The organism is Cobetia sp. 3AK (assembly GCF_029846335.1).
GTDB lineage: Bacteria > Pseudomonadota > Gammaproteobacteria > Pseudomonadales > Halomonadaceae > Cobetia > Cobetia marina.
In genome coordinates, this window is the sequence record NZ_JARWKR010000002.1 from 352,035 (window position 1) to 377,981 (window position 25,947).

At 64.3% G+C, this 25,947-nt stretch carries 22 protein-coding genes; 19 read left to right on the forward strand and 3 right to left on the reverse strand.

Annotation, left to right across the window (positions count from 1 at the left end; genetic code table 11):
• Positions 1 to 132: 132 nt before the first annotated feature.
• Positions 133 to 876, reverse strand: coding sequence for an arylesterase (locus QD228_RS03995; protein ID WP_279874508.1), 744 nt, complete (start codon positions 874 to 876; stop codon positions 133 to 135).
• Between the two features lie 92 nt (positions 877 to 968).
• Here QD228_RS03995 and QD228_RS04000 point away from each other — a divergent pair, with 92 nt between their 5' ends.
• From QD228_RS04000 to QD228_RS04045, 10 genes are all read left to right on the forward strand, one after another.
• Positions 969 to 1,781 carry an ABC transporter ATP-binding protein gene (locus QD228_RS04000; protein ID WP_279874509.1) on the forward strand — a complete coding sequence of 271 codons (813 nt, stop codon included), beginning with the start codon at positions 969 to 971 and terminating at the stop codon, positions 1,779 to 1,781.
• Between the two features lie 43 nt (positions 1,782 to 1,824).
• Entirely contained in the window at positions 1,825 to 4,548 is a 2,724-nt protein-coding gene (locus QD228_RS04005) for an FtsX-like permease family protein (RefSeq protein ID WP_279874612.1), read from the forward strand.
• 219 nt (positions 4,549 to 4,767) lie between these two features.
• Positions 4,768 to 6,030, forward strand: a complete 1,263-nt coding sequence (gene glyA / locus QD228_RS04010) for a serine hydroxymethyltransferase (RefSeq protein WP_077375029.1) — start codon at positions 4,768 to 4,770, stop codon at positions 6,028 to 6,030.
• 252 nt (positions 6,031 to 6,282) lie between these two features.
• Positions 6,283 to 6,576, forward strand: a complete 294-nt coding sequence (locus QD228_RS04015; RefSeq protein WP_279874510.1) for a DUF6506 family protein — start codon at positions 6,283 to 6,285, stop codon at positions 6,574 to 6,576.
• Between the two features lie 221 nt (positions 6,577 to 6,797).
• The gene (locus QD228_RS04020) at positions 6,798 to 7,685 is read left to right on the forward strand and encodes an FCD domain-containing protein (RefSeq protein WP_279874512.1); all 888 of its coding nucleotides are present in this window, start codon (positions 6,798 to 6,800) and stop codon (positions 7,683 to 7,685) included.
• 205 nt (positions 7,686 to 7,890) lie between these two features.
• Complete coding sequence (locus QD228_RS04025; protein WP_205700493.1) at positions 7,891 to 8,859, forward strand: TRAP transporter substrate-binding protein; 969 nt, start codon at positions 7,891 to 7,893, stop codon at positions 8,857 to 8,859.
• Positions 8,860 to 9,014: 155 nt separating this feature from the next.
• Positions 9,015 to 9,656, forward strand: coding sequence for a TRAP transporter small permease (locus tag QD228_RS04030; protein ID WP_279874515.1), 642 nt, complete (start codon positions 9,015 to 9,017; stop codon positions 9,654 to 9,656).
• Positions 9,656 to 10,957 carry a TRAP transporter large permease subunit gene (locus QD228_RS04035; protein WP_216061351.1) on the forward strand — a complete coding sequence of 434 codons (1,302 nt, stop codon included), beginning with the start codon at positions 9,656 to 9,658 and terminating at the stop codon, positions 10,955 to 10,957. The genes QD228_RS04030 and QD228_RS04035 overlap by 1 nt, the downstream gene beginning before the upstream one ends.
• 303 nt (positions 10,958 to 11,260) lie before the next feature.
• Positions 11,261 to 12,157, forward strand: a complete 897-nt coding sequence (locus QD228_RS04040; RefSeq protein WP_170212637.1) for an HAD-IIB family hydrolase — start codon at positions 11,261 to 11,263, stop codon at positions 12,155 to 12,157.
• A gap of 41 nt (positions 12,158 to 12,198) precedes the next feature.
• Positions 12,199 to 13,410, forward strand: a complete 1,212-nt coding sequence (locus QD228_RS04045; protein ID WP_077375009.1) for a glycosyl transferase — start codon at positions 12,199 to 12,201, stop codon at positions 13,408 to 13,410.
• A 118-nt stretch (positions 13,411 to 13,528) separates the two neighbouring features.
• Here QD228_RS04045 and QD228_RS04050 read toward each other — a convergent pair whose 3' ends face one another.
• Together QD228_RS04050 and QD228_RS04055 are read right to left on the reverse strand one after the other, a co-directional pair.
• Positions 13,529 to 15,403: a sugar phosphorylase gene (locus tag QD228_RS04050; protein ID WP_254696543.1), complete on the reverse strand. Its 1,875-nt coding sequence runs from the start codon at positions 15,401 to 15,403 to the stop codon at positions 13,529 to 13,531.
• 207 nt (positions 15,404 to 15,610) lie between these two features.
• A complete protein-coding gene (locus QD228_RS04055) occupies positions 15,611 to 15,859 on the reverse strand; it encodes a GlsB/YeaQ/YmgE family stress response membrane protein (RefSeq protein ID WP_077375006.1) in 249 nt (82 codons plus the stop codon).
• A gap of 306 nt (positions 15,860 to 16,165) precedes the next feature.
• Between QD228_RS04055 and nrdR the strand changes: the two genes are divergently transcribed.
• The 9 genes from nrdR to lon all read left to right on the forward strand — a co-directional run bounded on the left by nrdR (position 16,166) and on the right by lon (position 25,920).
• Entirely contained in the window at positions 16,166 to 16,654 is a 489-nt protein-coding gene (gene nrdR / locus QD228_RS04060; RefSeq protein WP_077375003.1) for a transcriptional regulator NrdR, read from the forward strand.
• A gap of 137 nt (positions 16,655 to 16,791) precedes the next feature.
• Positions 16,792 to 17,934: a bifunctional diaminohydroxyphosphoribosylaminopyrimidine deaminase/5-amino-6-(5-phosphoribosylamino)uracil reductase RibD gene (ribD, locus tag QD228_RS04065; RefSeq protein ID WP_279874518.1), complete on the forward strand. Its 1,143-nt coding sequence runs from the start codon at positions 16,792 to 16,794 to the stop codon at positions 17,932 to 17,934.
• 169 nt (positions 17,935 to 18,103) lie between these two features.
• Positions 18,104 to 19,252, forward strand: coding sequence for a bifunctional 3,4-dihydroxy-2-butanone-4-phosphate synthase/GTP cyclohydrolase II (gene ribBA, locus QD228_RS04070; protein ID WP_077374998.1), 1,149 nt, complete (start codon positions 18,104 to 18,106; stop codon positions 19,250 to 19,252).
• Between the two features lie 111 nt (positions 19,253 to 19,363).
• Positions 19,364 to 19,846, forward strand: a complete 483-nt coding sequence (gene ribE / locus QD228_RS04075; RefSeq protein WP_043331374.1) for a 6,7-dimethyl-8-ribityllumazine synthase — start codon at positions 19,364 to 19,366, stop codon at positions 19,844 to 19,846.
• Positions 19,843 to 20,358, forward strand: coding sequence for a transcription antitermination factor NusB (gene nusB / locus QD228_RS04080; RefSeq protein ID WP_084208057.1), 516 nt, complete (start codon positions 19,843 to 19,845; stop codon positions 20,356 to 20,358). The genes ribE and nusB overlap by 4 nt, the downstream gene beginning before the upstream one ends.
• A gap of 1 nt (position 20,359) precedes the next feature.
• On the forward strand, positions 20,360 to 21,388 hold the full coding sequence (gene thiL / locus QD228_RS04085; RefSeq protein WP_176493459.1) for a thiamine-phosphate kinase: 1,029 nt from the start codon (positions 20,360 to 20,362) through the stop codon (positions 21,386 to 21,388).
• Positions 21,385 to 21,858, forward strand: coding sequence for a phosphatidylglycerophosphatase A (locus QD228_RS04090; protein WP_077374989.1), 474 nt, complete (start codon positions 21,385 to 21,387; stop codon positions 21,856 to 21,858). Before thiL ends, QD228_RS04090 begins: the two co-directional genes overlap by 4 nt.
• A gap of 65 nt (positions 21,859 to 21,923) precedes the next feature.
• The gene (locus QD228_RS04095) at positions 21,924 to 23,204 is read left to right on the forward strand and encodes a DUF945 family protein (RefSeq protein ID WP_271302186.1); all 1,281 of its coding nucleotides are present in this window, start codon (positions 21,924 to 21,926) and stop codon (positions 23,202 to 23,204) included.
• 265 nt (positions 23,205 to 23,469) lie between these two features.
• Positions 23,470 to 25,920, forward strand: coding sequence for an endopeptidase La (gene lon / locus QD228_RS04100; RefSeq protein WP_279874520.1), 2,451 nt, complete (start codon positions 23,470 to 23,472; stop codon positions 25,918 to 25,920).
• Positions 25,921 to 25,947: the final 27 nt, after the last annotated feature.

A 25,947-nucleotide genomic window follows, 5' to 3' on the forward strand; every position in this document is an offset into this window, starting at 1 on the left:
TCGGGAGGACGTATCGAGAGGGCGTATCGAGAGGGCGCATCGAGAGGACACGCCCTTCGGGAAACCACCGTCACCTTTGATTCTGGCCGGGATGCCCCATGTCATGTTCAGGCAAGGTAGACACGTGCAGGGTCATTGTGTGGCAGGTAGCGCGAGCGGCTCGAGCGTCGGCCAGATGTTGTCCAGCAACCTCGGCTGGGCCTTGGCCGTCGGGTGGATACGGTCCTGTTGCATCAGTTTCTGGCCGGCCGGCGCCGTGGCGATGCCCTCGAGAATGAAGGGCACCAACGGCACGGAGTATTCGTCGGCCAGGTCTCGATAGACCTGGCGGAAGGCGTCGGTATAGGCCGGGCCATAGTTGGGCGGGATCTCGATCCCCAGCAGCACGGGCTGGGCGCCGGCATCCTCCACGGCATCGATCATGCTGGCCAGATTGGATTGCATGCGCGCAGGCGGCAGGCCGCGCAGGCCATCATTGCCGCCCAGTTCGATCATCACCAGCGAAGGGTCGTGTCGGTCGAGCAGTGCCGGCAGGCGATTCAGGCCGCCTTCGGTGGTATCGCCGCTGATGCTGGCATTGATGACCTCAGGCGCATCGTTGCCCAGGGTGTCCTCGAGGCGCTCGTCGAGCAACGCGACCCAACCCCGGCTGCTGTCGATGCCGTAGCCGGCCGAGAGGGAGTCGCCGACCACCAGCCAGGGAGCCGGCGCCTCTGCCAGCGCCACCTGAGGCGCCAGCACGGCCACGAGGGTCAGTGCCGTACTGGCAAGCGCATTGCGCAGCCGCGTGAGTCCGGCAGTCTTGCGCGTGACGCGCGGTTCGGCGACTCGGGACAGACGTTGCGTTTCACGGCGATTCACCAGCCATCTCTGCATTCCTCATCTCCATCATCTGCACACGTTTCACATCCGTTTCGGGGACTGGCGTTCATGGCCATCCCGTTCACAACCATAAGCGAGCAGACACGATGTCACATAACGCCTCCATTAACGACGCCCCCTTTGCGTCGGATCAAGCGTCAGTCGCGGCACCGTCAGCAGCGAATCCGCAGGCGCCGACGGCAGTCCTCAATGTCACGGGTCTGACCCAGCGTGTCGCCAGCGGTGACGGCCAGTTGACCATTCTTGAAGATCTAGAGCTTGCCGTGGCAGCCGGCGAGAGCGTGGCGATCATCGGGGCCAGTGGTTCCGGAAAATCCACGCTGCTGGGGTTGCTGGCGGGGCTGGACAGTCCGACCCAAGGCGATATTCGCCTGTTCGGCACCTCGCTTGCCGGATTGGATGAAGACGGGCGTGCGGCGCTGCGCGCGGGGCAGGTGGGCTTCGTGTTCCAGAACTTCCAGCTGCTGCCGACCCTGACGGCGCTGGAGAACGTGCTGATGCCGTTGGAGCTGGCGCCCCGGGGCGATATCGAGGCCAGGGCGCGCGACTGGCTGGCGCGGGTCGGGCTGGGAGAGCGTCTTGATCACCTGCCGCGTCATCTGTCTGGCGGCGAGCAGCAGCGGGTGGCGATCGCCCGCGCCTTCGTGGCGGGACCGGGGCTGGTGTTCGCCGATGAGCCCACCGGCAATCTGGATACCGCTACCGGTGATCGCATCGCGGAGCTGCTGTTCACGCTCAACCGTGAGCGCGGCACCACGCTGATTCTGGTCACCCATGATCTGACCCTGGCCAGACGCTGTGATCGCTGTCTGACGCTGGAAGCCGGCAAGCTGGTCGAATGGCAGGACGATGCCTCGGCACCTGCGGTGGCCACACCGCAAGGAGGGCAGCATGACTGATGCCAGCATGACATCTGACGCGCGATCGCCGCGCGGGGGCGCCATGCGTCTGCCGCTTGCGTTGCGTGGCCTGCTGCGGGACCTGCGTGCCAGTGATGTGCGGGCGCTGTTTCTGGCGTTGATGCTGGCGGTGGCCGCGACCACCATGATCGGCTTCTTTCTGGATCGTCTGGATCGTGGTCTCACGCGCCAGGCGGGACAGCTGCTGGGGGGAGATCTGGTGCTGGAGTCCAGCAATCCACTGGACCCGCGTTTCCGGCAGGCCTTCGAGGAGGCCGGGCTCGAGATGTCGCCGCAGCTGGGCATGGTCTCGATGGCCTCGCATGGCGACAGCTTCGTGCTCTCGAGCCTCAAGGCAGTCTCGCCGGGGTATCCGCTGATGGGGCAGGTCGAGCTTGCCTCCGATACGCCCGAGACCCGAATCGCGGGGGCGGACGGCAAGCCTGCCGACGACGGGTCGGCTGATGGCGAGAGAGCCGCCACGCGCCCCGCCATCCCGCCACCCGGGGAGGCCTGGCTGGTGCCACGCCTGGCCACGGCGCTGGGAGTGTCGCCGGGGGATACCCTCACCGTGGGACGCAAGACCCTGACCCTGACCGGTCTGATCACTCGTGAGCCGGACCAGCAGGGTGGTTTCTCCGAATTCAGCCCGCGCCTGATGTTCAACATGGCGGATCTCGAGGCGACCGGTCTGATCCAGCCCGGTTCACGCATGGAATATCGCCTGCTGGCCGCTGGCGATCCGGCGGCGGTGCAGCAGGCGCGCGATGCCATCGCGCCGCTGCTGGCGAGTGCCGACAATGCCGAGGTGCGCCTCAAGGACGTGCGCGAGGATCGCCCGCGACTGGGGCGCTCACTGGAGCGTGCCGACAAGTATCTGAGTCTGGCCGGACTGGTGGCGGTGCTGCTGGCCGGGGTCGCGGTGGCGATGTCGACGCGCCGCTATGTGGAACGCCATCTGGACAGTGCCGCGCTATGGCGTTGCTTCGGGGCTTCCCAGCGTCAGCTGTCACGGTTGTTTGCCGCTCAGCTTGGCTGGCTGGCGCTGCTGGCCAGTACCCTGGGGGCCGTATTGGGGCTGCTGGGGCAGATGGGGCTGGTGGCACTGCTGGAGCGCTTCCTGCCGCTGGAGCTGCCGGCGCCGGGCCCCTTGCCGCTGGCATTGGGGATTCTGACGGCACTGGCGGTGCTGGCCGGCTTCGCCGGTCCGATGCTGCTGCGCCTGCGTCAGGTCAGTGCGCTCAAGGTGCTGCGGCGTGAACTGGCCCCGCTGCCGGCCTCGGCCTGGGTGGTGGTGGCGATGGCCAGTCTGGTGTTCGGCGCCTTGATGTGGCTCTACTCGGGCGATCTCATGCTGGCGGCCGGGTTGCTGGTCGGTGGCATCATCGGGCTGGGACTGTTGCTGGTGGTGGGGCAGCTGCTGCTGTCACTGATGGTCAAGGTGGTGGCGCGTACGCGGGGACAGGGCGGCTGGAGTCGGCCGGTCCGTCTGGCGGGCGGGCTGCTGGCGAGGCGTCGCGGCGCCAGTCTCGGTCAGCTGGTGGCCTTCGCCGTCACCTTCGCGGCCGTGGCACTGATCGCGCTGGTGCGTGGTGATCTGATCAGCCGCTGGCAGGCGCAGATTCCGGCCAATGCCCCCAACCACTTCGCCATCAACATCCAGCCGGGCCAGCAGCAGGCCTTCGGCGAGGAGCTGTCGGCCATCGTGGAGGCGCAAGGGGCGGAGTCGACCCAAGACGGCCTGAGTGAGCTCTATCCAATGGTGCGAGGGCGCATCACCGCCCTGAAAGGCGAATCCTTGCTGGGTCGCTCACAGCAGCGGGCGCTGGAAAATGCCGCTACCCGTGAACGTCAGCCGGACACGGAACAGGCGGCCGGTGGCATGCAGGAAGGCACCGGGGAGGCTGAATCCTCACGCGGCGTGCCCCAGCGTGAGCTCAATCTCACCTGGCATCGTGATCTGCCTGATCACAACCGCGTGACGGCAGGTGACTGGGCGCCGCTCGAGGACTTCGCGGATGCCGAACCCTCGCGCCGTCAGGCCATCGCCGAGGCGCAGGGGGTGCCGGTCTCGATGGAGGAAGACCTGGCGCAGCGCATGGGACTGTCCATCGGCGATAGCCTGTCGTTCACCATCGGCAGCGAGACCCTCAAGGCGCAGGTGGTCAATCTGCGCCATGTGGACTGGGACAGCTTCATGCCCAACTTCTATGTGATCTTCCCGCCCGGGGCGCTCGAGAGCTTCGCCCACAGCTACATGACGGCGTTTCATCTCGAGGATGAGGGAGCGCTGGCACCGCTGGTGCGCGATTACCCCAGCGTGTCCCTGATCAACATCGACGCGATTCTCACGCGGGTGCAGGAGCTGATCGCCCAGGTCTCGCGGGCCGTCGAGCTGATTCTCGGTCTGGTACTGCTGGCCGGTGCCAGCGTGCTCTACGCGGCCCTGGTGGCCAGCCGCCCCGCACGAGAACACGAAGGCGCGCTCTACAAGGTATTCGGTGCCGGGCAGAGCCTGCTGGCCCGCCTGCAGGCTGCCGAGTTCGTGCTGCTGGGGGCGTTGAGCGGTCTGCTGGGTGCGATGCTGGCGGAAGGGGCGGCGGTCGGGCTCTATTCCGGCTGGCTGGGCCTGCCGGTGGTGCTGCATCCGTGGCTGTGGCTCGGCCTGCCGCTGATCGGCGCTTTGCTGGTCGGCGGGCTGGGCTTCTGGCTGTCGCGGGAAGTGCGCCGCCAGCCGCCCATGGCAGGGCTGCGCGCCCTGCAGTGAGCACGGAAAGGCAGCGTCAGCGCAGTGCATGACGCCGCCGCAGGATGGCCTCGGGATCGTCGTGTCGATCGTGAGGCCATCCTGCGTTAACAATGATGCTGATTCATGTGAATCGGACCGCCGGCTGAGGTATCATGCTGGTCCTGATCTTACCCCTAGATGGCGATCCGGCCGCGCCGGAATTCGCTGTCGTCATCACCCTTCAGGCGAGGACACCCGATGTTCACCCGTGACATGCAGATTGCCGGTTTTGATGATGCGCTCCTGAGCGCCATGGACGACGAAGTCGTTCGCCAGGAAGCTCACATCGAGCTGATCGCCTCCGAGAACTACGCCAGCCCCCGCGTCATGCAGGCGCAAGGCTCCCAGCTGACCAACAAGTACGCGGAAGGCTACCCGGGCAAGCGTTACTACGGCGGTTGCGAGTTCGTCGACAAGGTCGAGCAGCTGGCCATCGATCGTGCCTGCGAACTGTTCGGTGCCACCTACGCCAACGTTCAGCCGCACGCCGGTTCCCAGGCCAACAGCGCTGTCTTCCAGGCGCTGGTCTCGCCGGGCGACACCATTCTGGGCATGAGCCTGGACGCGGGTGGCCACCTGACTCACGGTGCACGTCCGAACTTCTCCGGCAAGCACTACAACGCCGTGCAGTACGGTCTGGGCGAAAACGGCCTGATCGACTACGCCGAAGTCGCGCGTCTGGCGCGTGAGCACAAGCCGAAGATGATCATCGCCGGCTTCTCCGCCTACTCCCAGATCATCGACTGGGCCGAGTTCCGCAAGATCGCCGACGAAGTCGGTGCCTACCTGCTGGTTGACATGGCCCACGTGGCCGGTCTGGTCGCCGCCGGTGTCTACCCGAGCCCGCTGCCCCACGCCCACGTCGTCACCACCACCACGCACAAGACCCTGCGCGGTCCGCGTGGCGGCCTGATCCTGTCTGCCGAAGGCAATGCCGACATCGAGAAGAAGCTGAACTCCGCCGTCTTCCCGGGTGGCCAGGGTGGTCCGCTGATGCACGTCATCGCGGCCAAGGCGATCTGCTTCAAGGAAGCGATGGATCCGTCCTTCAAGACCTACCAGCAGCAGGTCGTCAAGAACGCCCAGGCCATGGCGTCCGTGTTCCTGGAGCGTGGCTTCGAAGTCGTCTCCGGCGGCACCGAGGACCACCTGTTCCTGCTGTCACTGGTCAAGCAGGGCCTGACCGGCAAGGACGCTGACGCTGCCCTGGGCCGTGCCCACATCACCGTCAACAAGAATGCCGTGCCGGGTGACCCGCAGTCGCCGTTCGTCACCTCCGGTCTGCGTATCGGCACCCCGGCCGTCACCACGCGCGGCTTCAAGGAGCAGGAGTGTCTGGATCTGGCGGGCTGGATCTGCGACATCCTCGAGGCGATGGTCGCCGGCGATTCCGCCGCTGCCGAAGCCGAGGTACAGGCCAAGGTCTCCGAGGTCTGTGCACGTCTGCCGGTCTACGCCTGAGTTCCTGACGGATGGCGCTCGCCGACACATGATGTTCGCATCATGAGGGAGCTGGCCATCGGTTCGGAGTAAGGTGCTCGAGAACGCCTGTCGCGAAAGCGGCAGGCGTTTTTTTGTGCCCGGCTCACGTCCAGATGGGGCGACATGTCGTTGATCCGTGGTCCACAAGCGCTCAGAAAGATCAGTCCTGATGCTCGCGGGGACACGCTAGGCTTCTTGATGCGTGATCCATCTCGTGGTGAGGAGACTTTCATGGCCGTGAAGACGCACGACGTTATGCACCATGCCTTCCTGATTCTGGTCGAGCACAGTGGCAATACCTCGCTGAGCAGCCAGGGGAGCGGGGAGATGCGACTCTCCGTCGCGACACTGGGCTCGCTCAAGGCGGCCGAGCGACTGGTCAGTGAGCTGATCGCCCAGGGGGTCAGTCAGATCGAGCTCTCGGCAAGCTTCGGCGTGGCGGGCGAGGCCGCGGTGAGAACGGTGGTGGCCGATAGCGGCGCCGAGCGAACGGTGATGATCGGTCGTGTCCGGTTCGCGACGTGAGCGAAGATGGCGCGAAGTCTGGTGAAGTTGAATAATCCTTGCGCAACATGGAGTTGCGTAAAGGTGTGACCAAAGTCGGGTCTCACCCTTGGTCTAAGGTGTCTTGTTGGCATGTCTGACATGGGCTATTCCTTGACGGACAAGAGCGCACCGCGACCCATCCTGCGAGGGAGGTGAGCGAGCCACAATTGACGCGCCACGCCATCAAGGAACGTTCGATCATGCCCACGCCACCCAGGAGTGCAGCAGGCGGCCACCCGCGCGCCAGCACGTCATCCCCAACGTCAGCGACCGCCAGTGAATCGTCGACCACCGCCCGTGTCGATGTGGCGGAATGGCTGGCGCAGGCCATCTTCGAGAATCGTTATCCGCCGGGCAGTCTGATCCCTCGTGAGCTGGATCTCTGCGATCAGCACGCCCAGAGCCGTGCCACCGTACGCACCGCGATCCATAGTCTGGTCAATGCCGGCATCCTGACCCGCACCACCGGGCAGGGCACGCGCGTCAATCCGCTCAGCGAGTGGCATCTGCTCGACCCACGCGTCACCGGCTGGATGACACGCTATGCGATGCCGCATCCGCAGCTGGCACGGGATATCTACGCCTTCCGCATTTCCATCGAACCCTTCGTTGCCGCACTGGCGGCCACCGAGGCCACCGCCCAGGACCTGTCCGCCATCGAGCAGGCCTACGACGGCATGGCGGCGGCGGTGCATGGCGGCAGCGCCATGGAAGAATTCGATCGTGCCGACATCGCCTTCCATGACGCCATCTTCGCCGCGACCCACAACGTCATCTGGGCACAGCTCGGCCATGTGCTCAAGCCTTCGATCAGCCTGCTGGTGGCGACCTCCAACCACAACGCCTCGGAGCTGGGCGACAGTCTCGGTCGCCATCGTGCGGTGATGGAGGCCATTCGTCTGCGCCAGCCGGAGGCGGCCCATGCCGCGACCCTGCATGTGCTGGACCGCACCGGGCGCGATCTCGGACTCGCCATGCCCGAGGTGGCTGATGGGCCGCACGGTGTCGGGCGCGCCCAGGAGCCGCTGGAGCTGCTGCGTCGTTTCGGTCAGCTGCCCAGTCTCTCCGCCCCCCTGTCAAGAGAGTGACCCGCGCCCTGGGCGTCGCCACGCCGGGAAGTGTCTGCACGTCTTCCCTCCGCCAAAGAACGTCATAACAAGTCATAACACGTCATAACAACACGCCAGGAGTTCCACCATGCCGCATTCCACCACGTCCCACCGTCCGTCCCTCGCCTCCGGGCGTTTCGCGCTCAAGGCGCTTGCCCTTTCAACGGCGCTGGCCGCCAGTGCGATGGCCGCGCCCAGCTGGGCGGCCGAGTACGAATGGACCTTCCAGACCTCGGAAACGGCCGGTGAGCCGCAGTTCGAAGTCAAGAAGGCCTGGGCCGAGAACATCAAGACCATGTCGGATGGGCGCATCGCCATCGAGATCCTGCCGGTCAATGCCGTGGTACAGGCCAACCAGACGCTGGACGCCGTCAGCGCCGGCATCCTGCAGGGCCACCTGACGGACCCGTCCTACTTCTCGGGCCAGAATCCGGCCTTCGGCATGCTAGGCAACCTGGTGGGTGCCTGGGGGGATCCACTGGAATATCTCGAGTACATGCAGCACGGCGGTGGTGAGGCGCTCTACAACGAGCTGGTCGAGCCCTACGGCGTGCATCTGATCGGCGCAGGCGCCACCGGGCTTGAGTCCTTCGTCTCCAAGAAGCCGGTGCGTACCGTCGATGATCTCAAGGGCCTCAAGGTGCGTGCGCCGGAAGGCATGGTCTACAACATCTTCCAGAAGGCCGGTGCAGCCCCCGTCAACCTGCCGGGCTCCGAGGTCTACACCGGTCTCGAGAAGGGCGTGATCGACGCGGCGGATTACACCGTGTTCGCCACCAATGATGACCAGGGCCTGCACAGCTTCGCCAAGTACCCGTCCTATCCGGGCTTCCACTCGCTGCCGATGGTGGCGGTGTCGATGAACAAGGACATCTGGGACGGCCTGCCGGCGGATCTCAAGGCGATCATGGAGACCGCGACTGACTCGATGGCCTACGACATGGTCTTCACCCTCAAGGCACGTGACCTCAAGGCGGTGAGCGCGGCGCGAGCCAATCCGGATATCGAGGTGATCGACATGGCACCGGAAGAGCGCGCCAAGTTCCGTCGCATCGCCCAGCAGGAATGGAAGGTATGGGCCGAGAAGAACGAGCTGACCGGCAAGGTCTACGAGTCCGTGGTCACCTTCCTCACCGACCGCAACCTGATGTAAGCGTCCACTCGCTGTCATCGGCCGCGTGACAAGAGTCGCCGGGGCGAGACGTCGACAGGATCAAGACGATCAGGAAAGACGCGGGAGATGATGATCGGCGTGCTCACTGGGCGCGCCGATCCTCCTTGAGCAAGCCAGTTAGCAAGGAATTCGATATGGCAGAACATGATGTGGCGTCGCCGGGCCTGCCGGAGGCGTCGGATGACCACGACCCGAATCTGGGCACGCGCACGCCGCTGGACCGACTGGTCGGCAAGGGCACGCGCGCCGCGGCGTGGCTGGTATTGCTGGCGATGGCGATCAGCGTGTTCGAGGTGGTGATGCGCTATGGCCTCGACTCGCCGACCTCCTGGGTCCACGAGACGGTGATCTTCCTGGTCGCGACCAGCTTCGCGCTGGGCGGGCCGGCGGCGCTGGCCAACAACCGCCACATTCGCGTGCGTGTGCTCTACGACCTGGTCGGCACGCGCTTTCGCTACGTGCTGGACTGCTTCAATGACGTGATGACGCTCGTGTTCTGCATGGCGATGAGTTACGCAGGCTGGGTCATGTTCTGGCGCGCCTCGCACAGCCCGCTGGGCGAATGGCAGCTGGAGCGCTCCGGTACCTCGTGGAACCCGCCGTTTCCGGCGCTGACCAAGGGGGTGATCCTGTTCGCGCTGGCGGTGATGACCCTGCAGGCGCTGTGGCATCTCTACCAGACCTTCTTCTCTCCCCGTCCGCCCGAAGGGGAAAGTGACGCCGCTGCCCACCCGGCACAAGAGACGCGTACCACGTCAGACAAGGAGCAGTGCTGATGGATATCGCAACGGCTACCATGCTGCTGGTCGGCGGCATCTTCGCGCTGCTGGTCACCGGCCTGCCGCTGGCCTTCGTCACCGGCCTGGTCGCGCTGGCCTACACCTTCGGCTGGTTCGGCCCGATGGCGCTGCCGCTGGTCACCAGTCGTGTCTATGGCTTCGTCACCGAGTATTCGCTGGTGGCGGTGCCGATGTTCGTGTTGATGGCCTCGCTGCTGGATCGCTCCGGCATCGCCAAGGACCTGTTCAATGCCATGCGCGTGATGGCCGGACGCCTGCCCGGCGGCGTGGCGATCCAGACCATCGTGGTGGCGTTCTTCCTGGCGGCGATGTCCGGCATCATCGGCGGCGAGATCGTGCTGCTGGGGATTCTGGCGCTGCCGCAGATGCTCCGGCTCGGCTATGACAAGCACATCGCCATCGGCGTGGTGTGTGCCGGGGGCTCGCTGGGCACCATGATGCCGCCCTCCATCGTGCTGATCATCTATGGCCTGATCGCCAACCAGTCGATTGCCGATCTGTTCACCGCGGCGATCACCCCGGCCATCGTGCTGATGGCAAGCTATATCCTCTATGTGCTGATCCGCTGCCTGCGCAATCCCGCGCTGGGGCCGGTGATGCCCGAGGAGGAACGGCGTGCCAGCTTCCAGAGCAAGCGTGAGCTGCTCAAGGCCGTCGGCGTGCCGGCGATCATCGCGGGACTGGTGCTGGGTTCCATCTATGGCGGGGTGGCCTCGGTGACGGAGGCAGCGGCGATGGGCAGCTTCGGCGTGCTGGTGGCGGTGATGCTGCGGGGTGAATTCTCCATCACCCTGATGCAGCGTGCGCTGTCCCAGACCATGAACACCTGCGGCATGATCATCTGGATCGGTATCGGGGCGGCGGCGCTGGTCGGGGTCTACAACCTGATGGGCGGCAACCGCTTCGTGTCGAGCATGATTCTCGGCCTCGATATCCCGCCACTGGCGATCATCATGGTGATGATGGCGATCCTGCTGCTGCTGGGTCTGTTCCTCGACTGGATCGGCATCGCGATGCTGACCCTGCCGATCTTCGTGCCGATCATCGTTCAGCTCGGCTATGACCCGGTATGGTTCGGCGTGCTGTTCGCGGTCAACATGCAGGTGTCCTTCCTGTCGCCTCCCTTCGGGCCTGCCGCCTTCTATCTGAAAGGCGTGGCACCGGAAGGCATCAGTCTCAAGGATATCTTCGTCTCGCTGCTGCCGTTCATCGCCATCCAGCTGTGCGTGCTGGCGATGTTGCTGCTGTGGCCGCAACTGTCACTGTGGCTGGTCTAGTCTCAACAGATGTTGCTGATGGCCGAAGACTCGACGCCCTCGCAGATGCGAGGGCGTCGTCGTTCGTGACGACAGGTTTGCGCTGCAATGTGGCGACGCGACATGCATCAGGGGATTTGTGCTCATTGTTGGTGCAAGCAAGCCGGCGGTGAATCAGAGTTGAGAGTTGAGAGGCCAGACTGTCATTGCGACTGCACCATCTTGGCACATTCCCTGCAATGCTCTTGGCAGGCTTGCCTGGCGCAACGAGACCGCACCGCGGGGATGCCTGGCACGCTGCAGCACTTCATGAGGAGAGTTCACATGTCAGAGACTCAAGCACCGCTGTTGTTGCTGACCGACCTGGATGGCTCGCTGCTGGACCATCACGATTACTCGCCGGGTCCGGCGCGCAGCTGGCTGACCCGCCTGCGTGCTCGCGGCGCCTGGGTCGTGCCCAATACCTCCAAGACCGCGGCTGAACTCACGCCCTTGATGCGCTCGCTGGGGCTGGCGGGTCAGCCCTGGATCGCCGAGAACGGAGGCGTCGTGGCGCTGCCGGCCTCCTGGCTCAGTGCCTATCCACTGGAGGAGGCCAGTGCCCCGGATGCGCACGGCCTGTGCCGTATCGCGGTGGCCATGCCGCGCCGCGCGATTCTCGAGGTGCTGGAGGGACTGAGCGAGGAATTCGCCTTTGAAGGCTTTGCCGCGATGTCGGTGGCAAGAATCAGCGAGCTGACGGGGCTGGGAGAGGCGGATGCGGCGCTGGCGGGGGAGCGTGATGCCAGTGAACCGCTGGTATGGCAGGACGCGCCGGAGCGCCTCGAGGAGTTCCGCACGCGCCTGGCCAGCCATGGCCTCAAGCTGACGCGGGGCGGGCGTTTCCATCATGTGACGGGCGACACTGACAAGGGGGTGGCGGCGCGCTATCTGATCGCGCGCTACCGGCTCTGTGAGCGGGTGCGTCCCTGGACACTGGGCTTCGGTGATGGCGCCAATGACCTGCCATTGCTGGCCGCGGTCGACAACGCTGTCCTGATCCCCGGCGTCGGTGATACCTCACAGCGCGATCGGGAGCTTGCCGAGTATCCGCTACTGGCGGATGAACGCCGCTGTTTTCGCGCCAATCACCCCGGGCCGCAGGGATGGGTCGAGGGATTACGTCACTGGCTGGCCAATGGCCAGCCGGAAGAATGGACATCCAGAGGCCTGCGCGCCTGACGCCTGCCTGATGCGTGTCTTCGGTATGACAAGGAGCTGACATGAGCGATTTTTACCAGAATGGCATCATCACCAACTTCCATAACCTGACCGACCGTCCGGTGGAGGACCTTGAAGCGGATCTGATGCGCTTCTCCCGCAAGCGGCCGATGAGCCTGATTCTGCCCTCGCTGTATTCCGAGCTGGAAGGCCCCGCGCTCAAGCACATCGTCGATGAGCTGGCGCAGGTGCCGTATCTCAGCGAGATCGTGATCGGGCTGGATCGTGCCGACCGCGACCAGTTCGAGCATGCCAAGGAGTTCTTCTCTCACCTGCCACAGCATCACCGTATCCTGTGGAACGACGGGCCGCGCCTGCGTGCACTGGATGAAGAGCTGACCGAGCATGGTCTGGCACCGATGGAGGCCGGCAAGGGGCGCAACGTCTGGTATTGCTCCGGTTACGTGCAGTCATCAGGCATCGCCGAGGCGGTGGCACTGCATGACTGCGATATCGTCACCTATGATCGCGGCCTGCTGGCGCGTCTGATCTACCCGGTCGCCCATCCGCAGTTCAACTACGAATTCTGCAAGGGCTACTATTCGCGCATCGCTCAGGGCAAGCTCAATGGGCGCGTGGCACGTCTGATGGTCACGCCGTTGATCCGTGCGCTCAAGAAGGTCTATGGCCCGCTGCCGTATCTGGATTATCTCGACAGCTATCGTTATCCGCTGTCCGGTGAGTTCTCGATGCGCACCGACGTGCTGGCGGACATTCGCATCCCCAGCGACTGGGGGCTGGAGATCGGCGTGCTGTCCGAGGTGCATCGCAACTATTCCACCAAGCGTCTGTGCCAGGTGGACATCGCCGATGCCTATGATCACAAGCATCAGCCGCTGTCCGAGGAAGATGCGCTGGGCGGCCTCAATCGCATGAGTCTGGATATCGCCAAGGCCATGTATCGCAAGCTGGCGACGCTGGGGGTCGAGATCCATGGCGAGACTTTCCGCACCATCAAGGCGACCTACTATCGCATCGCGCTGGATCTGATCGAGACCTATTACAACGACGCCGTCATGAATGGCCTGACGGTGGATCGTCACAGCGAGGAAGCGGCAGTGGAGCTGTTCGCCGCCAACATCATGGATGCCGGCAGCGCCTTCCTCGACAACCCGCGTGACAAGCCCTTCATTCCGAGCTGGAATCGGGTGCAGTCCGCGGTGCCGGACCTGCTCGAGCGCATGCATGAAGCGGTGGAGCTGGACAACCAGTAACGACACCTTTCACCAACCGCTTTCATGGGTCACGCACGTTGCGGCAGACACGGGAAGGTAAAACGACAACGGGGCTGCCACTGGCAGCCCCGTTGTCGTTGGCGGGCACGTCGTCAGGTCAGACGACCTCGATGGCCGGTGGGCGCACCGACTGCTCCATCAGCCAGGCTGCCTGATAGGGGCGGCGCGCCATGGCGGGGTCGAAGGCCTTGTCATGACACAGGTGGTCGGTCAACGCGAGGCCCTGCCAGCTTTCCGGCAAGGGCAACACACGCGGCTGGTCGGTGACATTGAGGGCGAACAGCAGGCGGCGTCCCTCGTGGGTGACGCGCTCGAAGACGAAGAAGTCCGGCCCCAGGTCGAACACCTGTTGATGGGCATCGGGGTGGAAGCACGGCTCCTCGCGGCGCAGCGTCATGCGACGCTTCAAGGCATGGAAGACCTCATGGGTCGCGGTGTTGGGGCTGGACAGCAGGGCTTCCAGTTCATCGCGCTGCCACTTGCGGCGGTTGATGGCGCGCAGATGCCCGTCGCGTTCGACCCCTTCCTGGTGATTGGGGGTGGCGGTCAGTGAATGAAGATAGAGGCCGGGAATGCCCTGCAGGCTCAGCATCAGGGTCTGACTGGCGATGAAGCGCTCGATCTGCCACGGGTCCCGTCCACGCCGCGTGCCCTTGAGGGCATCGAAATAGCTGATGTTCAGCTCATAGGGGGTGTCGGCGCGTCCCGGGTTGGCGCGCATGCTGACGTAGCCACCGAAGTCATGCACCAGGCGCACGAGGGTATCGCGCTCATGGTCCGGCAGCAGGCCTTCCAGCGCACGCACGCCGATGCCATCGTGGCTGGCCGTGAAGTTGAAGTAGCTGCATCCCGCCGGCAGAGAGGGCAGGCTGGCGGCCCACTCGGTCAGTGCACTGGCATCCCCGGAGGTCAGGGTATGCAGAGTCAGCGGCGGCAGCGTGAACTGATAGATCATGTGGGCTTCATCGGCCTGGGCGCTGCCCTCGAGAGAGGTCAGGTCCTGCTCGGAAAGGCGGTCGAGGCCGAAATACGACATGTTCTCGGCGTGGGGCACGTTGGTTTCCGTGATCAGCAGGCTGCCGGGGGCCAGATGATCCACGATGGCGCGCAGCAGGCGGACCACGGCATGCGTCTCCGGCAGATGCACGCAGGAGGTGCCCAGACGCTTCCACAGGAAGGCCACGGCATCGAGGCGGATCATGCGCGCGCCCTGCTCGAGGTAATAGAGCAGGATACCGATGAACTCCAGCAGGACGTCGGGATTGGCGAAGTTGAGGTCGATCTGGTCATCCGAGAAGGTTGCCCACAGATGACGCAGGCCACGACGGGTATGCACCGGCGTGAGCAGGGCCGAGGGGCGTGGTCGCACCACGCTGGAGACGTCCGTTTCCGGGTCCATCTCGATGAAGTAATCGCGGCCGGGTTGCACGCCGGCCAGATAATCGGCGAACCACAGTGATTCCCGCGAGCAGTGGTTGATGACGAGGTCCGCCATCAGGTCACGTTGCTCGCTCAGACGCTGGATGTCCTGCCAGTCGCCGAGGGCCGGATTGACCTCACGGTAGTGGATGACGCTGAAGCCGTCGTCGCTGCTCCAGGGGAAGAAGGGCAGGACGTGCACCCCGGAGAGGCAGTCACCCAGACGGCTCGCGAGGAAGTCATTCAGGGTGGCCAGCGGAGCCTCGCCTTCCTGTTGCACGCTGTCGCCGTAGGTGATCAGCCACTGATCGCGTTCGCTCCACAGCGGTTCGCCCTCGGGAACCCGGGGGGCAAGACGCGAACGATGCAGCTCCATCAGTGTCTCGAGACGCCGCAGCACCTCATCCTTGCGCTCGGGATAGATCACCGCCAGCAGCGTCTCGGCGTGGCGGGCGAAGGCATCATTCGAGAGCGGGTGTGACAGGGAGCGTGGGCCCGGTCGAGCGGCGTGTGAGGAAGAGGTGGAAGGATCGGGAGGTGGCATGTCGGGCATGAGCGGTCCTCGAAGTCATCAGTGCATGTGACTTGACCATGCAAGACGACGGCCAGCCCACTGGTGCAGGCTGGCCGTCGTCGAGTCATGGCGGGTGAAACCGGCGGGGAAAGCCATGTGATCAGCTCCTGTCAGGCCATGGAGCCGATCAGGCCCACCCGCACTGCTTGCGACGTGCTCGCGAAGTGCCTGCGAGCGGGTCGCGGGCTACCTGCGAACGACTCGATACAGGATCAGCAGGATGATGGCACCGAGCACGGCGATGACGAAGCTTGCCAGATTGAAGCCGGTGACATCTCCGAAGCCGAGCTGCGTGCCGATCCATCCCCCTACCACGGCACCCAGGATGCCGATGATGCTGGTGACGATGATGCCACCGGGGTCCTTGCCGGGCATGATGACCTTGGCGATGATGCCGGCGATCAGTCCGAAGATGATCCAGGCGATGATTCCCATGTCGCGTCTCCTTGCGTCATTTGTAAGCACTTGGTCGTGAAGATCATTCACTCATGTGGCGAGCATCCTTGTGGGAGTTTCTCGCCGGCCTCGGTTCTCGGGAGTCTATGCGGATTCCTCTTCCGCTCCTCAAGGCTAACGCAGATAGGATCTGACTGACATAGGCTCCCGTGCACGAGTCTTAACGGTTACAATGGCGCCCATTCCATGTCTTTCGGCTGTGCTGCCGTGGCCCGACGCTGCTCGGCAGTACCGGAGGCCGAAGTACGCAACGCCGCCACCTCGCACTCAAGCAGGCTCCCAACAATGCACTGTCCCTTCTGTGGAACTCATGAAACCAAGGTCACGGATTCCCGGCTGGTGGTCGAGGGTGACCAGGTGCGTCGTCGTCGCCAGTGCGCGGCCTGCGGCGAGCGTTTCACGACCTACGAGACGGCAGAGCTGGTCATGCCGCGAGTGGTCAAGGGTGACGGTTCCCGTGAGAGCTTCGATGAGCACAAGCTGCGGGCAGGCATGTTGCGCGCGCTGGAGAAGCGTCCTGTCTCCTCGGAGCTGATCGAGGCGGCTGTCGAGCGTATCCGTCAGCGTCTGCGCGCCACGGGGGAACGTGAGATCGAGGCGCGCCGGATCGGTGACGAAGTGATGCAGCAGCTCAAGCGGCTGGATCAGGTCGCCTATATCCGCTTTGCCTCCGTCTATCGCCGGTTTCAGGATCTGGACGAATTCCGTGCCGAGATCGACCGCCTCGCCCAGGAGCCCAGTTTCCTGCCCGGCGAGGAAGACAGCCGCTCCTGATCCGCGCATCGCCCGACCGTCCTGCGGTCCGACTGTCGGGGCGGTCCATGTTGTCGTCACACGCCGATAGGTATTGCATGTCCCTCACCTCTCATGACACCGCAGTCGGCCAGGAGCCTGGTCACGATATTCGCCACATGGCGCATGCCTTGCGCCTTGCGCGCCTGGGAAGCTACACCACCCATCCCAATCCACGGGTCGGGTGCGTGCTGGTCGACCCCGTCACTGACGAGGTGATCGCCACCGGCTTTCATGTGCGCGCCGGGGAAGGGCATGCCGAGGTCAACGCCTTGGCCGCCGCCGGTGAGCAAGCCCTGGGCTGCGTGGCCTACGTGACGCTGGAGCCCTGCTCGCACACCGGGCGAACCGGACCATGCTCACGCGCCTTGATCGCGGCGGGCATCTCGCGGGTGGTGATCGCCATGCGGGACCCGAATCCGCAGGTGGCCGGGCGTGGCATCGCCATGCTTCAGGGCGCTGGCATCGCCGTGACGGTGGGCGTGCTGGAGCAGGAGGCGCGTGCGCTCAATCCCGGCTTCCTGTCGCGCATGGAGCGCGGGCGCCCCTTCGTGCGTCTCAAGCAGGCCATGAGTCTGGACGGTCGCACCGCGATGGCCTCCGGTGAATCCCAGTGGATCACCGGCCCGGAAGCGCGCAGCGCCGTTCAGCGACTGCGCGCACGCTCCAGCGTGGTGATGAGCGGTATCGAGTCGGTCATCTTCGATGATTCGCGCCTCAACGTGCGCGCCGAGCAGCTGGGGCTGGAGTCGCATCCGCTGGGGCTCGAAGCGCTGGTGGCGCGTCAGCCGTTGCGCGTGGTGGTGGATACGCATCTGCGTCTGCCACTGGCGGCGCGAATCCTTGAACAGGACGGCAGAACCCTGGTGGTCTGTGTCGCGGATGAGACAGCGGCTCAGGCAGAACGGCGCAGACTGTTGGAAGCGGCCGGCGCCGAGGTGCTGGCGTTGCCGGCGGGCCCGGAGGGACGTGTGGATCTCGAGGCGCTGTTGCGCCATCTGGCCGAGCACGAGCAGGCCAATGAGGTCCTGCTGGAGACCGGTGCGGTGCTTGCCGGTGCCATGCTCAGTGCCGGACTGGTGGATGAGATGCAGCTGTTCATGGCGCCGACGCTGCTGGGCGGGGAGGCGCGTCCGTTGCTGGCCCTGCCCGGACTCGAGCACATGGCGCAGCAGCGGCGGGTCGAGATCCGCGAGATTCGTGCCGTGGGGCGCGACTGGCGCATCACGGCAGTGCCCGACAACGGCGAGCCTGTCGGCTGAACTGACTGAGAGAAATTGCCTGCCAGCGCAAGGACTTGCCGCTGTCTGGCGACAGTGGCGTCGCGGGGCGCTGGCGCAAAACCGGGTGGCGGGGTACCCTGACGCCCGACTTTTTGATAACACGCGTGGGCCGGGCAACCGTCGGCGCGGTCCGAAATGTGGAGCAAGCATGGCGCTATCAGGCATCGCAGCACTCGTCGAGGATATCCGGCAGGGCAAGATGGTCATCCTCATGGATGACGAGGATCGTGAGAACGAAGGCGACATCATCATCGCCGCGGAAGCCGTGACAGCCGAGCACATCAACTTCATGGCGCGTCATGCGCGTGGCTTGATCTGCATGCCGATGTCGCGTGAGCATTGCGAGCAGCTCCAGCTGCCCTTGATGGTGCAGGCCAACGGTTCCGGCTTCGGCACCAAGTTCACGCTCTCCATCGAAGCCACCGAAGGCGTCACCACCGGTATCTCCGCTGCTGATCGCGCACGTACCGTGCAGGCGGCTGCCGCCCGCAACGCCCGTCCGCAGGATATCGTCCAGCCGGGGCATATCTTCCCGCTGATGGCGGAGCCGGGTGGCGTGCTGCGTCGTGCCGGCCACACCGAGGCGGCCTGTGATCTGGCCTCCATGGCGGGCTTTGGCGCGACCGGCGTGATCTGTGAGGTCATGAACGACGACGGCAGCATGGCGCGTCGTGAGGAGCTCGAGCGCTTTGCCGCCGAGCATGATCTCAAGGTCGGCACCATCGCGGACCTGATCGAATACCGCATCCACAACGAACAGACCGTGGAAGTGCTGGACAGCGAGCAGGTCGAGACGGCCTTCGGCGAGCTGACGCTGCACTGCTTCAGCGATCGCATCCAGGGCCGTCATCATCTGGCGCTGGTCAAGGGCACGCCGACGCCTGACGCCTTGACCACCGTGCGTGTGCATGTGGAGGACCCGATGCGTGACCTCCTGACCCTGCGTCAGCCGGGCAGCAGCAGCTGGGCGCTCCATGATGCACTGTCACAGGTCGCTGCCGCTGATGCGGGCGTGCTGGTGCTGCTGGATACCGGCAGTGATTCACAGGATTACAAGGAACGTCTCGATGTCTTCCTCGGACGACGTCGTACGCCGCGCACCAACGAATCCGATGGTGCGGGCAACTATCTGACTACCGGTACCGGTGCCCAGATCCTCAGGGATCTCGGCGTCGGCCGGATGCGTCTGCTCAGCTCGCCGTGGAAGTTCTCTGCGCTGTCCGGTTTCGGCCTCGAAGTGGTCGAGCTGATCGGCAGTGATGACGCGGCCAGTGGCACAGACACCGTGGGTGCATAAGGCCCCGGCACTACCCAAATGGCGGGAGTGGGGACCAGTCGCGGTCGTCGCTCCCGGTATGATTGATATCTCCGCCCCGGTTCGCCGGGGCGCTAGCATTGTGGACTGACCATGCAACCGATTGCTCAACTCGAAGGCACCTTCACCAATGTCGATGGCCGTTACGTCATCGTCGTCGGGCGTTTCAACCACCACGTCGTCGATAGCCTGGTGGAAGGCGCGGTCGATTCCCTCGTACGCCACGGCGTCGATGAGGAAAACATCGACTTGATCCACGTGCCGGGCGCCTGGGAAATCCCGCTGGCCGTCAAGGCCGTGCTGGCCAAGGTCAAACCGCACGCCGTCATCACGCTGGGCGCGGTGATTCGTGGTGGCACGCCGCACTTTGAATATGTCGCCGGTGAATGCAACTCCGCCCTGTCTCGTCTGCAGCTCGAGTTCGACACGCCGGTGGCCAATGGCGTGCTGACGGTCAACTCCATCGAGCAGGCCATCGAGCGTGCGGGCACCAAGGCCGGCAACAAGGGCACTGAAGCCGCGATGGCCGCCATGGAAATGGTCTCGCTGCTCAAGGCCATGGGAGGTGATGCATGAGCGAACGTCAGCAACGTTCCGAGCGTGAGCCGTCCAAGCAGCAGCAGGCACGCCGTGCCGCGCGTGAGCTGGCGGTCCAGGGCATCTACCAGTGGCAGATGACCGGCAAGAGCATGACCACCATCGAAGCCGAGTTTCGCGGTCAGCAGGTCGATGACGATGTCGAGCTGCACGAGAACTGGGTCGAGGTGATGCGCATCGCTGACCAGGCGCTGTTCCATGAGCTGCTGCACAACGTGCCGCGTTTCCAGAAAGAGCTGGATGCCAGCATCAGCCCGCTGCTGGATCGTCGTCTTCAGGATCTCGACGAGATCGAGCTGGCCATCCTGCGTCTGGGCGCCTACGAGCTCTCCAAGCGCATGGAAGTGCCGTACCGTGTCGCCATCAACGAAGGGGTCGAGCTGGCCAAGACCTTCGGTGCCACCGATGGTCACAAGTACGTCAACGGGATCCTCGACAAGCTGGCAGTCAAGCTGCGCAGCGCCGAGGTGACCCAGGCCCGCCTGCGCTGACATGCCGGGCGAATTCGAGTTGATCGCCCGCTACTTCCAGCGCGATCTGTCCGGGGCACCGGGCGTGCTGCTGGGGCCGGGTGACGACTGTGCGCTCCTCGCCGCCGGTGATGGCATGCAGCTGGCGATCAGTGTCGATACCTCCGTGGCGGGCGTTCACTTCCCGCCGGATGCTCCGGCGTCCTCGATCGGGCATCGCGCCCTGGCGGTCAATCTTTCCGATCTGGCCGCCATGGGGGCGACGCCGCGCTGGGCGTTGCTGGCCTTGACGCTGCCGGAGGTCGACGAGGACTGGCTGCATGGCTTCGCCGCCGGCTTCCATGCGCTGGCCGAACGTCATGGCATCGCTCTGGTCGGGGGCGATGTCACACGCGGCCCGCTCTCCATCACGATCACCGTGCATGGCGAGCTGCCGCTGGTGCTGGAGGATGCAGTCCATCCGGATAGCGTATCCCGCCCCATCCTGAGACGTGATGGTGCCCGTGAAGGCGACCTGGTGGTCATCACGGGCGCACCGGGAATGGCGCATGCCGGTCTGAAGGCATGGCAGTCCGGCACGCGGGATGTGCTGGACCCGTGTCTGGCCGCCTATCTGCGTCCGGAGCCGCGTGTGGAGGCGGGCCTCGCACTGCGCCAGCTGGCCAGTGCGGGCCTGGATGTCTCCGATGGCGTGATGGGTGACCTGGCACACATCTGTCGTGCCAGTCAGCTGTCGGCGGCGCTGGAGCTTGGCGAACTGCCGCTGGCGCCGGAGCTGATGGCGGCGCTGGGCGAGCAGGGCGCGCGCGAGGCGGTCCTCAATGGCGGTGATGATTACGAGTTGCTGCTGACGATGCCGGAAGAGCATCTCGAGAGCGCCATCAACGCGCTGCGCCCCCTGAATCTGTCCTTGAGTGTCATCGGGCGCATGCAGGCAGTGGAGGGAAGCGAGCCGCGTGTCATCCTCGAGCAGGAAGGGGTCGAGCAGGCCGCCGCAGGACGCAGCTGGCAGCACTTCCCGCCGGCGGATGCCACGGAGGTGAGCTCATGAATCGTGCACCTGCCAGTGTCTGGCGTCGTCCCGTCCATTTCCTGGCCTTCGGGCTCGGCAGTGGCACGGCGCCCTTTGCGCCCGGCACCTTCGGCACCCTGGCCGCCATTCCGTTCTATTGGATGATGGCGGGACTGGGGCTCTGGCCCTACATCGCCATCGTGGTGGCCGCCTCCGTTCTCGGGATCTGGATCTGTGATCGCACCTCGAAGGATCTGGGCGTCCACGATCATTCCGGCATCGTCTGGGATGAATTCGTCGGCTACTGGATCACCATGGTCGCCGTGCCGTTTTCATGGCAGGCTGCCCTCTGGGGGTTCGTGGTCTTCCGGGTCTTCGACATTCTCAAGCCATGGCCGATCCGCTGGGCTGACCGTCGTGTGGCGGGGGGATTCGGCATCATGCTCGATGACATCTTCGCCGGCATCTTCGCCTGGTCGACCATGCATCTATGGCTGTGGCTGCATTGAACAGGAAGCGAGGCACTGCGTGGTGGGTGTGACGCATCAACAATGATAAACAAGGGATAACAACGATGGGCAAGGGACTCGTAACTGCGGCGGCTGTCGTCGTCATCGGTGCTGCCGGCTATGTCGGTGGCGTGGCGTATTCCAGTCAGCGTTTCGAAGACGAGATGGCGCGAATGGTGGCGGAGCTCGACAGCAGCGCCGACATCAAGGCCAGCCGCGATGACGTGCAGAGCGGCTGGTTCGACTCGAGCGGTCGACTCAAGATGGAGCTTGCCACGGGGGAGCAGCAAGGGCCCGTGCGTGTCGTGCTGCCTTATGAAGCCGGTCATGGCCTGCTCTCCACCAGCATGAAGGGCAACATCAAGCTGCAGTACGGTACACCGGCCCGCGATGTGCTTTCCGAGGTCATCGGGGATGGAAAGGCCATCGCCTTCGACGGCAGCGTCGACAATTTCAGCGGTGCCAGTGATACCACGGTGACACTGCCTGTCTTTGAATGGCAGGACCCGGAAAGCGGCACGCGCTTCAACTTCAAGGGCGGCGAGCTGACGGCGTCACATGATGGCGGTGATACTCCCGAGATCACCGTCGACGGCGAGGTCTCTCCCTTCGAGATCACCAATGGTGACGAGAAGATCAGCGTCGGTACCCTGAGCCTGAACGGTCTTTATCGTGGTGCGGACAACGACTTCCGCCAGGATGACAAGATCGAGCTGGATACGCTGACCATCGACAATGGCATGGGGCAGCCGCCGGTGGTGGCGACCGATATCAGCTATTCCGGCGAGACGCGGCTCGACCCGACCGAGCTTCGCTATCTGATGAAGCTGGCCGTGCAGGACGTGAGTGCCGGTGATCAGCAGATGGCCAGCGGCAGTCTGGCGCTGTCGATCGACCGTCTTCAGGGCGCGGCGGTCTATGATTTCATCACTCAGCTGCAGGGCCTGCTGGAAGAAGCCGGCAAGCCGTTTGAAGAGCTGACGGAAGATCAGCAGGTCGCCATGCTCGAGAAGGTCGAGGCGCCGCTGTTCACCATGCTGAGCACGTCTCCTCGTCTGACGCTGGAGTCCCTCAAGGCGCGCAGCGAAGTCTTCGGTGTCGACATGCAGGGTGAGGGGCAGCTGATTCTCGATGGGGCCGGCATGACCGATCTGAGCATCGCCGAACTGCAGACCATCGAAGGGCAGCGTGCCTTCCTGGATCGCATGAGTGGACGTTTCGAGTTCCGCAATGTGCCGCCGATGCTGGCGATGATGGCGGGCATCCCGCCGGACTCCGCTGACAAGAACCTGGTGCTGACCATCGATGGGGATGCGCTGCTCGTCAATGGCAAGCCGATCTATTGAGCCAGCCTGACTGAGCCGGCCTGTCTTTCACAGGTGGCTGAGCCACCTTCGGATCTGACCGTCCCCTTCTGTCTGCCATCGTGCTGGACAGCTGACAAGGCCCGCCTTCTGGCGGGCCTTGTCGTATCCGTCGGCAGGTGGCGAACCGGTGCCGATAGACAGGCATCCCGTCAGACAAGTGCCCGACAGTACTTGATAAAGTGCCCGACAGACCACATTGGTGAAGATGATCGCCTCAACCGAGGCCCGGTTTCACGAGGGTTGCATGTCACGTCACGAAGATACCTCCGATCACGACAACGTTCTGTCCGGTTTTGAAGATGCCAGTCAGGAAGAGCCTGAGCATTCCCCGGGGGCTGGTGGGCTGGTACCCAGTGGTGATCAGCTGCCTGAGCGCCTTTACCTGCTGCCGATCCACAATCGTCCCTTCTTTCCGGCTCAGGTCCAGCCGCTGGTCATCAACAAGCAGCGCTGGGCAGAGACCATGGAGCGGGTCGGCAACACGCCACACCATGCAGTGGGGCTGGCCTTCGTCGGTGATGTCGAAGTCGACGAGATGGGGGCAGAGCATTTTCCCGAGATCGGTTCGGCAGTGCGTGTCCACAAGCCCGAAGATGGCCAGGATCAGGTCCAGTTCATCGCGCAAGGGTTGCGCCGCTTCCGGATCACCCGCTGGTTGTCACGCAAGCCGCCCTATCTGGTCGAGGTGACCTACCCGCGCGAGCCGGTGGATGCCGAGAGCGACGAGGCGCGTGCCTACGCGATGGCGATGATCAATGGCATCAAGGAGCTGCTGCCGATCAATCCGCTGTACGGCGAAGAGCTCAAGCAGTACCTCAATCGCTTCAGCCCGCATGAACCCGGCCCGCTGACCGACTTTGCCGCTGCCATCACCTCGGCCAAGGGGCCGGAGTTGCAGGAGGTGCTGGAATCGTTGCCGGTGATGGAGCGCATGCAGAAGGTACTGCCGCTGCTGCGCAAGGAGATCGAGGTCGCCCAGCTGCAGACCGAGATCTCTCAGCAGGTCAACGCGCAGATGGAAAAGCATCAGCGTGAATTCTTCCTGCGTGAGCAGCTCAAGGTCATCCAGCGTGAACTGGGCATCTCCAAGGATGATCGCGAGAATGATGTGGATACCTTCCGCGGACGCCTCGATGAGCTCAAGGTTCCCGAACGGGTGCAATCGCGCATCGACGATGAACTCGACAAGCTCTCGGTGCTGGAGACAGGCTCGCCGGAGTACGGCACCACGCGCAACTATCTGGACTGGCTGACCTCGCTTCCCTGGGGCATCACCTCCACCGACCAGCTGGATCTCGCCCATGCGCGCAAGGTGCTCAATCGCGACCATGACGGGCTGGATGACGTGAAATCACGCATCATCGAGTTCCTGGCCGAAGGCACCTTCAAGGGCGATGTCGGTGGCTCGATCCTGCTGCTGGTGGGCCCGCCCGGCGTGGGCAAGACCTCGATCGGGCGCTCCATCGCTCAGGCACTGGGGCGCGAGTTCTATCGCTTCTCGGTCGGCGGCATGCGCGATGAGTCGGAGATCAAGGGCCATCGCCGTACCTACGTGGGTGCCATGCCCGGCAAGCTGGTGCAGGCACTCAAGGAGGTCAAGGTCGAGAACCCGGTGATCATGCTGGATGAGATCGACAAGCTGGGGCAGTCCTTCCAAGGCGATCCGGCCTCGGCGCTGCTCGAGGTGCTGGACCCGGAGCAGAACGTCGACTTCCTCGATCACTACCTCGACGTGCGCCTCGATCTGTCCAAGGTGCTGTTCGTGTGTACCGCCAACACGCTGGATAGCATCCCGGGGCCGCTGCTGGACCGCATGGAGCAGATACGCCTCTCCGGTTACATCGCCGAAGAGAAGATGGCGATCGCCAAGCATCACCTGTGGCCGAAGCTGCTGACACGCGACAACATTCCCAAGAAGCGCATCAATCTGAGTGACGCCGCGCTGCGTCAGGTGATCGAGGGCTATGCTCGCGAGGCGGGCGTGCGTCAGCTGGAGAAGCAGCTGCACCGCATCGTGCGCAAGGCGGCGGTCAAGTTGCTCGAGGAGGACCTGCAGACGGTCAAGGTCTCGGTCAAGAATCTCGAGGAATTCCTGGGGGCGCCGATCTTCCGTCGCGAGAAGGTCCTGGCCGGCGAAGGCGTGGTGACCGGGCTTGCCTGGACCAGCATGGGCGGCGCGACCCTGCCCATCGAGGCCACACGTGTGCACGGCATGACGCGTGGCTTGAAGCTGACCGGCAAGCTTGGGGAAGTGATGCAGGAATCGGCCAATATCGCCTATTCCTATACCCTGGCGAATCTTGAGGCCTACGATGCCGAGGCTGACTTCTTCAATGAGTCCTTCATTCACCTGCACGTGCCGGAAGGGGCGACGCCCAAGGATGGCCCGAGCGCTGGCGTGACCATGACCACGGCGTTGATGTCGTTGGCCAGGCATCAGGCGCCGCGCAAGGGACTGGCGATGACCGGTGAGCTGACATTGACCGGGCAGGTGCTGCCGGTGGGCGGTATCCGTGAGAAGGTCATTGCCGCACGCCGCAGTGACATCTTCGAACTGATCCTGCCACAGGCCAACCAGCGGGATTATGATGAGCTGCCGGACTATCTGAAGGAGGGCATGATCGTCCACTTCGCGGCCCGCTACGCGGATGTGGCACGAGTGGTCTTTGACAGCGACAACGCGCAGCGCCACTGACAATGCACGGCGCAGAATGGATGGCGA

Excerpts from the sequence above, each read along its gene's own strand:
- thiL (WP_176493459.1), top strand. The coding sequence starts at position 20,360 with ATGCCGGGCGAATTCGAGTTGATCGCCCGCTACTTCCAGCGCGATCTG.
- QD228_RS04040 (WP_170212637.1), top strand. The coding sequence starts at position 11,261 with ATGTCAGAGACTCAAGCACCGCTGTTGTTGCTGACCGACCTGGATGGC.
- QD228_RS03995 (WP_279874508.1), bottom strand. The coding sequence starts at position 876 with ATGCAGAGATGGCTGGTGAATCGCCGTGAAACGCAACGTCTGTCCCGA.
- QD228_RS04015 (WP_279874510.1), top strand. The coding sequence starts at position 6,283 with ATGGCCGTGAAGACGCACGACGTTATGCACCATGCCTTCCTGATTCTG.
- ribBA (WP_077374998.1), top strand. The coding sequence starts at position 18,104 with ATGGCGCTATCAGGCATCGCAGCACTCGTCGAGGATATCCGGCAGGGC.
- QD228_RS04050 (WP_254696543.1), bottom strand. The coding sequence starts at position 15,403 with ATGCCCGACATGCCACCTCCCGATCCTTCCACCTCTTCCTCACACGCC.
- ribE (WP_043331374.1), top strand. The coding sequence starts at position 19,364 with ATGCAACCGATTGCTCAACTCGAAGGCACCTTCACCAATGTCGATGGC.
- QD228_RS04045 (WP_077375009.1), top strand. The coding sequence starts at position 12,199 with ATGAGCGATTTTTACCAGAATGGCATCATCACCAACTTCCATAACCTG.
- QD228_RS04055 (WP_077375006.1), bottom strand. The coding sequence starts at position 15,859 with ATGGGAATCATCGCCTGGATCATCTTCGGACTGATCGCCGGCATCATC.
- QD228_RS04020 (WP_279874512.1), top strand. The coding sequence starts at position 6,798 with ATGCCCACGCCACCCAGGAGTGCAGCAGGCGGCCACCCGCGCGCCAGC.
- QD228_RS04030 (WP_279874515.1), top strand. The coding sequence starts at position 9,015 with ATGGCAGAACATGATGTGGCGTCGCCGGGCCTGCCGGAGGCGTCGGAT.
- QD228_RS04035 (WP_216061351.1), top strand. The coding sequence starts at position 9,656 with ATGGATATCGCAACGGCTACCATGCTGCTGGTCGGCGGCATCTTCGCG.
- QD228_RS04095 (WP_271302186.1), top strand. The coding sequence starts at position 21,924 with ATGGGCAAGGGACTCGTAACTGCGGCGGCTGTCGTCGTCATCGGTGCT.
- lon (WP_279874520.1), top strand. The coding sequence starts at position 23,470 with ATGTCACGTCACGAAGATACCTCCGATCACGACAACGTTCTGTCCGGT.
- glyA (WP_077375029.1), top strand. The coding sequence starts at position 4,768 with ATGTTCACCCGTGACATGCAGATTGCCGGTTTTGATGATGCGCTCCTG.
- nrdR (WP_077375003.1), top strand. The coding sequence starts at position 16,166 with ATGCACTGTCCCTTCTGTGGAACTCATGAAACCAAGGTCACGGATTCC.
- QD228_RS04090 (WP_077374989.1), top strand. The coding sequence starts at position 21,385 with ATGAATCGTGCACCTGCCAGTGTCTGGCGTCGTCCCGTCCATTTCCTG.
- ribD (WP_279874518.1), top strand. The coding sequence starts at position 16,792 with ATGGCGCATGCCTTGCGCCTTGCGCGCCTGGGAAGCTACACCACCCAT.
- nusB (WP_084208057.1), top strand. The coding sequence starts at position 19,843 with ATGAGCGAACGTCAGCAACGTTCCGAGCGTGAGCCGTCCAAGCAGCAG.
- QD228_RS04025 (WP_205700493.1), top strand. The coding sequence starts at position 7,891 with ATGGCCGCGCCCAGCTGGGCGGCCGAGTACGAATGGACCTTCCAGACC.
- QD228_RS04005 (WP_279874612.1), top strand. The coding sequence starts at position 1,825 with ATGCGTCTGCCGCTTGCGTTGCGTGGCCTGCTGCGGGACCTGCGTGCC.
- QD228_RS04000 (WP_279874509.1), top strand. The coding sequence starts at position 969 with ATGTCACATAACGCCTCCATTAACGACGCCCCCTTTGCGTCGGATCAA.